This is a genomic window from Streptomyces sp. NP-1717, from assembly GCF_022695985.1.
Classification (GTDB): Bacteria; Actinomycetota; Actinomycetes; order Streptomycetales; family Streptomycetaceae; genus Streptomyces.
This window is the reverse complement of record NZ_JAAPBF010000252.1, coordinates 1-10,117: the sequence shown is the minus strand read 5'-3', so window position 1 is coordinate 10,117 and position 10,117 is coordinate 1. Positions and strand designations below refer to the sequence as shown.

The window sequence follows — 10,117 nt, the reverse complement described above, 5'->3', positions numbered from 1 at the left end:
CGCCATCTGATGGGTCCACGCGGTGACACCGCCGAGGACGTCGGTGGCGTTGGCGAGCAGGATCAGCTCGCGCGGCGGGGCACCGGCGGGGGCGGTCTCGGGCGCGGTCCGTGTGTCCGTCACCGGCGGGTCCCTCCTGCGAAGAGCACGTCCACGGCGGTACGCGCGGCCTGGCCGCTCTCGAAACCGCCGAACTTCTCGGCGAACCGCGCCCGGTCCTCCCGGTGCGCGGTGTCGGACTTCTTCAACTCACCCATGACCCGCAGCAGTTCGGCCTCGGACTCGGCCACGGGCCCGGGGGCCTCGGCCCGCAGGTCGAAGTAGCTGCCGCGCTCGGCCACATACGCGTCCAGGTCCGGTGCGAAGAAGACCATCGGCCGGTCCAGCAGGGCGTAGTCGAACATGATCGACGAGTAGTCCGTGATCAACGCGTCGGCGAGACAGAGGAGTTCGCTGACGTCGTGGTGCGCGGAGACGTCGATCACCGTGCCGGGCGGGCAGACCGGCAGGGCCGCCGACTCCAGGTAGTGGGCCCGTACGAGCAGGACGTACTCGTCACCGAACCGTTCCGCGAACCGCCGTACGTCGAGCGGCAGTCGCGTCGGCCGGCCCTTCTTCGGCATCCCCCGGAACGTCGGCGCGTACAGCACCACCTGACGGTGGTCGGGGATCCCGAGACCGGCGGCGAGCGCGGGGCGCGGGAACCGGCCCCGGCTCTCGTCGGTGGCGCGGGCCCGCACGAGGCGGTCGTTGCGCGGATAACCGCAGCGCACCAGCGACTCGGCGGGCAGCCGGTAGTCGCGCGCCAGGGTCGCGACGTCGTGCTCGGACCGTACGAGGAAGTGGTCGAACCGGCCGAGCGCGGCGCTGAGTTTCTCGCGCTCGGGGGCGTTCTGCGCCTTGATCCGGCTCTCCGCGAAGCCCATGCGCTTGTACGCGGAGCCGTGCCAGGTCTGGAGGTACGTGGTGGCGGGGGGCTTCCTCAGATCCAGCGGGAAGCCCTGGTTGTCGACCCAGTACTGGGCGCGGGCGAGGGCCCACAGATAGCGCCAGGACAGCCGCCGGACCAGCCGCGCGTCGGCGGGGAACCCGTCGGTGGACGACGCGTAGGACCAGATGTGGCGCATGCCCCGGCGGCGCTGCTCGCGCAGCTCCTCATGGATGGCGCGCGGGCTGTCGCCGTAGCACTTGCCCATGTGGCTCTCGAAGACCACCGAGCCCTTGCGGACGGGGAGCCGGATCAGCAGCCGGTTGTAGACGCGCGTCTTGACGGGGCGGGCGGAGAGCCGGTCGAAGCGCCGGCGTACGGCCTTGGCGAGCCGCTTCGCCTTGCGGGCCGGGCGGAAGTGGGTGAGGTAGTGGAGGGCCGCGGCGGCGAGGCGGCCGGGGCGGCGGCGCGCCTGGAGCTGGAACGCGAGGTGGTGCTTGACCGTGACGTACGGCTTCCAGGTGTCGCCGAACAGCCCTCCGAGACGCGGGCGGGCCCGGAATCGGCCCGCCGCGTCGACCCGGTCCCGCTCCAGGAACAGCGGTCCGGTGGTGGTGCCGGCGGGCGTGTGCAGGGCGAGGCGGGGGTCGCACACGCGGTCCCGGGCGCCACCGACGCGCAGGAGCGCGCCGATGTCGACGGAGGCGCGCCAGCGGACGGTGTCGGCCTCGCGCCACATCTCCTCGACGGGTGCGCGGAAGACCAGGCTCCCGTCGCTGCCGCGCGCCACGAACTCCAGGGTGGCGGCCAACGGGGCTTCGGCGGGCAGCAGTTGGAGCGGCGCGGGAAGCCGTCCTTCGAGTACGAGCCGGTCGCCCTCCTGTCCGCAGTGGGTGAGGTGGTTCAGCAGCGGGGTGTCGGTGGCGTGCCGGTAGTGGTGTCCCAGCTCCGTGACGTCGAGCGCCGCGCGCTCCCCCGGGTCGTCGGGCAGCGCCGCCCGCCAGTACACCCTCCCCTCCCGCTCGGCCAGCGCGGAGGCGACGGCGCCGGGCCTGCCGAGCGCGTAGCCGGCGGCCAGTACGCCGTCCGCGTCGCCTTCGGCGAGGAGTTGGAGGCAGACCCGTTCCAGGGGCGGCAGGTCGAGCCGCAGGTCCGGGTGGATCCGGGCGGCGGGCAGCGCGGCGACGAGGGCGGCGGCATGGGCCCGTGCCTCCGCGTCCAGCTTGGGGAACTGCCTCGCGAGGGACACGAGTTGATCGGCGAGGAAGGCGCGGTCACGGGCCTCGCGGAGCGCCGTACGGCCCTGGAGCGTGAGGAGTTCGGCGACCCGTACGTGCGCGGCGAGCTGTCCCTCCAGGGTGGCGGCCGGGTCGTCGGGTACCCGGCCGCAGACGATCAGATTGGGGACCAGTGCGATAGGGCTCGCGGCGGTGGCCATTTCGGCGCCGAACAGGATCTCGGCGCGGTCCAGGTCTTCGGCGTAGCGCTGTCCCGTCCGCTCAAGGAAGGCGGTGCGCACACAGAATCCGGTCACCAGGGCGTCGGCGACGACGAGTTCGGGTGCGCCGGCCGGCTCGTCGACGGTGCGGGAGCGCGCGTACAGCTCGCTCTCGACGATGCGCGCCGGGGGCTGCTCCTTGGCCCGGCGGCCCGCGCGGCGGGTCCAGCGCCCGGCGGCGAGTTCGGCGCCGGAGCGCTCGGCGGCCTCCCACAGATTGCGGCAGGCGTCGCGCTGGAGCCGCTCGCCCTCGCCGAGCACCATGACGTACCGGCCCCGTGCCTGGTCGAGGCCGTGGTTGCGCAGCACGGCGGCGGTGGGCGCCTCGGCGCCGGAGGTGACGATCCTGACGCGCGCCGGGTCCTGTGCGGCGAGTTCGTCCGCCACGGCCCGTACGTCCTCGGCGGCCGGTTCGGCGTCGTCGGGCACCGCCACGCCCGGTCCGCCGGCCGTTCCACCGGACGGCGGCGGGAGGGCCGGGCCGAGCACCACCACCGCCTCGGTGGCCCGCATGGTCTGCGCGACGACGGACTCGACGGACCGGCGCAGCGCCTGGGGGTCCGCTCCGGCGGTGACGACACAGCTGATCTCGACCGCGCTCATGAGCCGCCCCCCACGGGCATCAGGTCCGCGAGGCGGGCGGCGGCGGTGCCGTCGTCCAGATCGCAGAAGGTCTCCCGGAACCGTTCGTACGCGGCGGTGGGCACCCGGGTCCCGGGAGCCCGCAGGGCCGCCACGAGCGCGGCGGTGTCGGTCACCACGGGGCCGGGCGCGGCGGACTCGAAGTCGAAGTAGAAGCCGCGGAGCGTGTCCCGGTAGTGCTCCAGGTCGTACGCGTGGAAGTACATCGGCCGGCCCGTCTGCGCGAAGTCGAACATCAGTGACGAGTAGTCGGTGACCAGCGCGTCGCTGATCAGCATCAGCTCGGCGACGTCCGGGTGGCGGGACACGTCCCGTACGAAGCCGGCCGCGCCGCGCCCGGCCCCCGGGACGGTGCCGCCGACCAGGTAGTGGCGGCGGACGAGCAGGACATGGTCGTCCGACAGTTCCTCGGCGGCCTGCGCCAGATCGAGCCGGAGGTCGAGCCCGTACCGCCCGCCCCTCTTGGGCTGGTCCTCGCGCCAGGTCGGCGCGTAGAGGATCACGCGCTTGTCCTCGGGGATCTCCAGGGCCTCGCGCAGGGCGTCCGCGACCTTCTCCCGGTCGGGCGCGTGCAGCAGGTCGTTGCGCGGATAGCCGGACTCCAGGACCGCGCCCTCGTATCCGAAGGCGCGGCGCATGATCGGGGTGGAGAAGCCGTTGGGCGAGACGAGCACGCTCCACTGGGCGGAGCGGCGCGGCAGGGTGGCGATGTACGTCTCGTCGGCGTGGGCGGTGCCCGAGAGGTCGCGGCCGATGCGCTTGAGCGGGGTGCCGTGCCAGGTCTGGGCGACGTACTGGCCGTCCGCCCGCTCGAACCACTCCGGCAGATGGGTGTTGCTGACGACGCATCGGCTGCGGGCCAGCGCGTCGTACCAGTCGGCGCTGTGGAGTTCGACGGCGCGGACGCCGGCCGGCAGCGTCACCTGCCGATCGCGTACGACCCACAGGTGCTCCACCGGGGCCCGCCTGCGGACCAGTTCCTCGTGGACGGCGCGCGGCGAGTCGGAGTACTGCCGGCCGTCGAAGCTGCTGTAGAGCACGGCGTCGCGCAGCGGCCCGGCGGTGGTGCGGGCGGTCGCGTAGTGGCGGCGCAGTCGCTGTTGCCGGTAGGCGCCGCGGTCCTGCTCGGGGAGCGCGGAGCCGGAGCGCAGCTGGAGCATGTCCTGGTGGTGCCGGTCCAGGGTGAACTCGCGCCCGTCCAGGGTCCGTACGAGCGGCAGCGTCTGGTGCCGCGAGGGCTGGATCCGCACGGCGGTGTAGCGCTCCGGGTCGCTCTCGCCCGGCTCGCGGACGTACAACAGCCAGCGTCCCTCGGCCAGTTGGCGTACTCCGTGCAGCCCCTCCACGGCGGCGGGCAGCAGCGCCGTACGGAAGCGGCCGCCGGTGAGTGCGTCGAGGGGGAAGACGTTCTCCTCGTGGTGGCCGCTGTGCCGCAGCACCAACTCGGCTTCTCTCGGCGCGGGTTGGCTGCCCATGAGGATCAGTTCGCCGTCCGCCGTCCAGTCGACCGTGTCGACCACCGGCTGTTCGGTCTGGTCGCTGAGGACGAGATCGCCCGCCGCGTTGGCGGTGACGTACACCTCGCGGCCGTCGCCGAGCCCGTAGTGCCCGGGCGGGATCGGGCCGCGGGCCGCCACGGCGAGGCGGCTGCCGTCGGCCCGTACGAGATGGACGCCCCAGGGCACGGTGGCCCGCCGCCGGGCGGTGGGGTCGCCGAAGGCGGTGAGCGGGAGGTCGGCGGTGAACGTGCCGTCGACGAGCCGCAGGGGGACCTCGTGGACGTCCTTGGTGTACCAGTTCTGGACGGCGAGCACGGTCGGCGGGCCGGCGGTGGCGTGCAGCAGACCCTCGATCCGCACGGCGCCGCCGCCCGCGGGCGCGTGGCCGGTGAGCAGGGCGCGTACGGGCTCCACCCGCAGTTCGAGCTTGTTGCCGGAGAGTACGGGCACGACGCGCGTGGTGTCGTCCACGTAGTGCACGGCCGGTACGGCGGGCGCGGCTGCCGAGCCCGTCAGCCGCAGGGGCGCCCGGCGCAGCCGGCCCGCTCCGAAGACCCCCATCTCCAGCTTCCAGACGGTGCGCTTGCCGCCCGCGCCCCGGGCCCTCGCGAGCCGGCGCGGGTCGACGACGGTCTCGAACCCGGCCCAGTCGTAGATGTGCAGGCCCTGCTTCGACTCGTACGTCGCCGCGGGCATCCGTACGGTGCGGGTCCGCAGCGGCAGGACGCGCCGCTTCCCGGTGCGCAGCCAGGCGGCCTTGACGGACTTGCGGCGCGCGTCGGCGGGCACGTTGCGTACGTACGCGTAACCCTTGAGGTGCAGTCGCCCGTCGCGCCACACGGCCTCGGTGAGATGCGAGGTCACCGGCAGTTCCTTGGGCTTGAGGGTGGCGACGGCCCGGGGCAGGCCGCCGGTGAGCACCGGGTACTCGGCGCGGGACCTGCGCAGGCCGCGGACGCCGAAGGCCCCGGGATCGGCCTTCTCGTGGGCGAGCAGCGCGAGGAGTTCGGGCATCCGGCGTTCCCGGATCAGATGCCACTTGACGCGCAGGTGGAGCGGCAGGGCGTCGAAGACGCGCTGGTGGACGGTGGCGGCGAAGGCGTTGGCGTGGTCGAGGAAGGCGGCGTGGAAGGCGGCGTCACCGTCGGGGAGCGCCTCGATGAAGAGCCACAGATCGCCGGAGAGCACGTGCTGGTGGTAGCGCCGCAGCGCGTCGGCCCAGTCGGTGCCGCTCACGGTGTCCGTCCTCGCGCGGGCGGTCAGGAAGCCGGCGACCGACGACACGGCGGTGACCCGGTCCCGGATCCCCTTCGGCACGGCGCGCTTGGCGGTGATCGAGCCGTCCCTGGTCCGCCAGTGGTAGACGGGGGCGGACAGCACGTCCACACCGCTCGCCAGGAAGTACGCGGGCAGCACGACGGCGATGTCCTCGTACAGCACCCCGGTGGGGAAGGCGAAGGAGTGCCGGTCCCAGAAGGACTTCCGGAAGACCTTGTTGCAGGCGATCCGGTCCCCGAGCAGTACCCAGTCGCGGGTGAGCCGGGTGCCGGAGCGCTCCGTCGCCATCGGCTTGCGGAACATCGGCGCCTGCGTCAGCGCGCCCCCGGGGCCGAGCCTGAGGACGTTGCCGGTCGCGAAGTCGGAGCCGGACGCGTCGAGCGCCGTGAGCATCCGCTCGTACGCGTCGTGCGGCACGGTGTCGTCGCTGTCGACGAAGGTGAGGAACTCGCCCCGGGCGTGCCGGACTCCGGCGTTGCGCGCGGCGCCGAGCCCGGCGTTGTCCTGCTCGACCAGCCGGAACCGGTCGTCCGCCTCGGCGAACCGTCTCGCGATCCGTGCGCTCCCGTCCGTGGAACCGTCGTTCACCATGACGATCTCGGAGTCGGCCATGGTCTGTCCGGCCAGTGAGCGTAGGCAGTCGTCGAGATAGTCCTCCACGTTGTAGATGGGCACGACGACGGTGAGGCGGGGGGTCATGCGCGGTGCACGGTCCTTCCGAACTTCCGGATCTCCGGACTTCAGAGCAGCGGTGGATTCAGGGCTTGACCGCGATCCGGCCCTCGTCCATGCGCAGCATGAGCAGCCGTTCGCCCGTCTTCTCCAGGAACTCGTCCACGGCCTGGCGGGAGCCCTGCCAGTAGCCGTAGTCGTCGATGAGCAGCACGCCGCCGCTCACCAGCCGGGGGTAGAGAAACTCCAGTTCGTGCTTGGTGGAGGCGTACCAGTCGGTGTCCAGACGCAGGATCGAGATCTGCTCGGGCGCCTGCTGCGGCACGGTGTCCTCGACCAGGCCCTGCACGTAGTGCACCCGCTCACCGGGGTACGGCACGTTCCCGAAGCCCGCCTGTACGTCCTCCAGCGAGGCGACGGCCCAGATCGGCCGGTCCTTGCCCTGAGCCGCGAGCAGGTCCTCGGCGGACTTGCCGTCGCGCCGCAGGTCCTCGGCGGTGGGCGGCGGCATGCCCTCGAAGGTGTCGAACAGGTGCAGTCCGCGGTCGGTCTCGCCGAGCGCGAGCAGCGTCTTGGCGCAGGCCTGCATCGAGCCGCCGCGCCAGACTCCGCACTCGACGATGTCGCCGGGGATGTCGTGCCGCACGACATGGCGGGTGGCGAGGATGAAGGCGTTGAGCCGCTCCGGGGAGGTCATCGTGAACGGCTTGACCGCCCGGATGATCTCCTTCGCCTCGTCGTCGTAGTCGGCGGGCAGCGCCGCCGGCCTCGGCTTCGGTTTCGGCTTGGGAGCCGGTTCCGCGGCCTGCGGGGCGGGCGACGGGACGACGGGGGGCGCGGGCGTCGCCGACCGCGGGGCGGGGACCGGGATCCGCCGGAGCTGATATCCGGTGAGCTTCTCGAGTGCGCCGTTCACTGCGCTTCGCCATGCCATGCCGAGGGACGGTACGCGGAGAACTCAGCCGATGTCATCTTTCGTCAACTCACCTTCATTTATGACTCTTTCGTGTGCGTCTCGGCTGTTACGGGCTGTACGGCTCCGGGCTGTGCTTCGGAGGCCGGAGCGGGTACGACGGGCACTCCCCGGCCGCAGCGGTCGCGTCCCGCGACCGGCTCGGGCAGCGGGATGCCCTCGACGCCGCCGACACGGTTGGCGTAACGGACGGTCAGTTCCCGTACCGCGTACTCCCACAGCCGCCGCCTCGGCTCGCGCGGCCTGCGGAACACACCCACGGAGTCGCCCCAGTAGGCGCGCTTGCCGTCGATGGCGGCGTAGTCGAAGCGGATGCCCTTCATCGGCGGGAAGTCGGTGTAGGCCTCGGCCAGTTCGAGCCCGGCGAACGCGGCCATGGCTCTGAATCCGTCGGGGTAGTACCGCCAGCAGTCCTGCGCGTCGTGCACATGACCGCGCGAGGGGGCGGTGACGAAGGCCAGACCGCCGGGGCGCAGGACGCGGGCAATCTCCATCATCGACGCCCAGAAGAACGGGATGTGCTCGAACGCCTGGCCCGAGATGACGAAGTCGGCGGTCCGGGACCGTACCGGAATGCGGTACGGCCTGCGCATCACGATGTCGACGTTGGGTCCGTCGAGCACATCGACGCCGATGTACTCGACATCGCGCCCGTCGAGCAGACTGCGGTGGGTGAGGGACTGCTTGGGCGAGATGCGCGAGCCCAGGTCGACCACCCGGTGACGGCCGGACGCGGGCATGTACTCCTTCACGCAGAGTTCCATCTGCTCGTACGCGGACCTGTGCACGGTGACTCACTTTCCAATCCGGCTCGTTGGGCGCGGCGCTCCCCGACGCCGGTGACGTCTCCCGACGTTCGAGGACATCAACGCCCCTACGGCCGTATGGTCACGTGATCACGCGCGTCCCCGGTCAGGTCGCGGTGGCGCCGGCCGGGTCACCCGGCTCGGTCTCGTCGCGCTTCACCGGGTCCTCCCCGGGGACCGTCGCGACGGCGGTCGCCTCCGCCGGGGCCGCCAACAGCCTTGTGTAGACGCCGTCGAGGATGTCGGCCTGTGCCTCCCAGGTCCACCGCTCCAGCAGACCGGGACGGTCGTACGCCTTGCGGTAGGCGGCCGGATCGTCGAGCACGGCGCGCGCGGCCCGTACGAAGTCGGCGGTGTCCTCGGCGCGGAACACCTCGCCCTGGCCGGTCTCGCGCACCTCCGCCGCCATGGTGCGCACGTCGCTGACGACGATCGGCAGCCGGGCGTGCGCGTACTCCATGAACTTGGTGATCAGGGCGAGTTCATGGTTGGGCCAGTGGTGGATCGGGATGACGCCGATGTCGGCGGCGGCCAGGAACGGCACGATCTGCCAGTGCGGGACGTACGGCAGCGGGTGGACGCGGTCGGCGACACCGAGGTCGGCCGCCTTGCGCACGACCCACCCGTCGGGCGCGGGCACGACGAGCGCCGCATGGGCGCCCGGCAGTTGGGGCAGCGCCTCGATGAGCGTGGCGAGCCCGCGCTGCGGGGCGAGGGCGCCGCTGTAGACGAGCAGCGGCGTGGCGGCGTCGATCCCGCACAACTCCCGCAGATCCGGCACGGGTTCACCGGCCCGGTCGGCGGGCGGGCCGCCGCCGGGGGCGTTCAGCACGACGACGGGCGGCCGGGGCAGCCGGTGCTCCTTGTGCAGCAGATCGGCCAGGCTCCGGGAGACGGTGACGACCGCGTCGGCGCAACGCCCGTACTCCCGCTCGTGCGCGACGTGCGCGGGCATCCAGCGGCGGTAGCCGGCACGGGGCTTGATGCCGGGCAGATACTCGTGCGCGTCCCAGACCAGCCGCACGCTGCGTCCCCGGCCCCGCGCGCGGTGCACGGCGCGGGCCCCGACGCCGATCATCCGGAAGTCGTTGGCGTGGATGAGATCGGGTTCGAGCGCGTCGACGACGGGACCGAAGGCGAACTCGTAGTCCCACAGGTACGGTTCGAGCCTGCGCCAGCAGCGGTCGCCGAGCAGGGCGCGCCACATGGCCGTACGGAGCCGCTCCGGCAGCGAGTCGGGGTTGCGTCTGCCCTCCACCAGGGCGAGCTGACGGTGCCGGAAACCGACCCAGCGCGCCAGGATCCGCGCGGCCGTGCGCCGGATCAGGAACCGCCGCCCCTCGGCGGACCTGCGGGCCAGCAGATCGGCGCGCCACGCCTTGACCCACTGCCTGCGGTGCTGGGAGATGCCGCCGCGCCGGTAGGCGAAGAGGCGGGGGAGCACGACTCTGCGGTAGTCCCTGCGGCGTTTGGCGAGGGTCATCACGACGGGGACCAGCCGGACCTCGGCGGCGCCGATGGTCCAGCGGTGCCGGTCGCGGTCCGGCGACTGCCCGAGCAGCACCACGTCCCACCCGGCGTCGGCCATGGAGCGGGCGGCCTTCTGGACGCGGGAGTCCCCGTTGACGGCGTTGTCGACGAGCATGACGACCCGGCCCCGGCCGCGTCCCGGGTGCCGCCCGGATTCCGACGTGGAAGCGACACTCATGGGGCACCCGTCCTTCGGTTCGGCATCACGGAGGGACCTGCCCTGGTCTCCCCCACACGCCAAACGAAGATTCATCCACCAGGGCTACGGAGACACCCCCCATGTCACCCATA

General features: G+C 72.5%; 5 protein-coding genes. All 5 read right to left on the bottom strand.

What is annotated here, in order from left to right; genetic code table 11:
- Positions 1-119: 119 nt before the first annotated feature.
- Positions 120-3,029: a CDP-glycerol:glycerophosphate glycerophosphotransferase gene (locus GXP76_RS31005; RefSeq protein ID WP_242574945.1), complete on the bottom strand. Its 2,910-nt coding sequence runs from the start codon at positions 3,027-3,029 to the stop codon at positions 120-122.
- A complete protein-coding gene (locus GXP76_RS31000) occupies positions 3,026-6,544 on the bottom strand; it encodes a bifunctional glycosyltransferase family 2 protein/CDP-glycerol:glycerophosphate glycerophosphotransferase (RefSeq protein ID WP_242574944.1) in 3,519 nt (1,172 codons plus the stop codon). The genes GXP76_RS31005 and GXP76_RS31000 overlap by 4 nt, the downstream gene beginning before the upstream one ends.
- A 58-nt stretch (positions 6,545-6,602) precedes the next feature.
- Positions 6,603-7,451 carry a TylF/MycF/NovP-related O-methyltransferase gene (locus GXP76_RS30995; RefSeq protein WP_242574943.1) on the bottom strand — a complete coding sequence of 283 codons (849 nt, stop codon included), beginning with the start codon at positions 7,449-7,451 and terminating at the stop codon, positions 6,603-6,605.
- 59 nt (positions 7,452-7,510) lie between these two features.
- The gene (locus tag GXP76_RS30990) at positions 7,511-8,278 is read right to left on the bottom strand and encodes a methyltransferase domain-containing protein (RefSeq protein WP_242574942.1); all 768 of its coding nucleotides are present in this window, start codon (positions 8,276-8,278) and stop codon (positions 7,511-7,513) included.
- A 124-nt stretch (positions 8,279-8,402) separates the two neighbouring features.
- Positions 8,403-10,004: a glycosyltransferase family 4 protein gene (locus GXP76_RS30985; protein WP_242574941.1), complete on the bottom strand. Its 1,602-nt coding sequence runs from the start codon at positions 10,002-10,004 to the stop codon at positions 8,403-8,405.
- Positions 10,005-10,117 lie beyond the last annotated feature (113 nt).

What these genes read in the sequence shown, in the direction of transcription:
- GXP76_RS30985 (WP_242574941.1), bottom strand. Translation starts at nt 10,004, where the DNA reads ATGAGTGTCGCTTCCACGTCGGAATCCGGGCGGCACCCGGGACGCGGC.
- GXP76_RS30995 (WP_242574943.1), bottom strand. Translation starts at nt 7,451, where the DNA reads ATGGCATGGCGAAGCGCAGTGAACGGCGCACTCGAGAAGCTCACCGGA.
- GXP76_RS31005 (WP_242574945.1), bottom strand. Translation starts at nt 3,029, where the DNA reads ATGAGCGCGGTCGAGATCAGCTGTGTCGTCACCGCCGGAGCGGACCCC.
- GXP76_RS31000 (WP_242574944.1), bottom strand. Translation starts at nt 6,544, where the DNA reads ATGACCCCCCGCCTCACCGTCGTCGTGCCCATCTACAACGTGGAGGAC.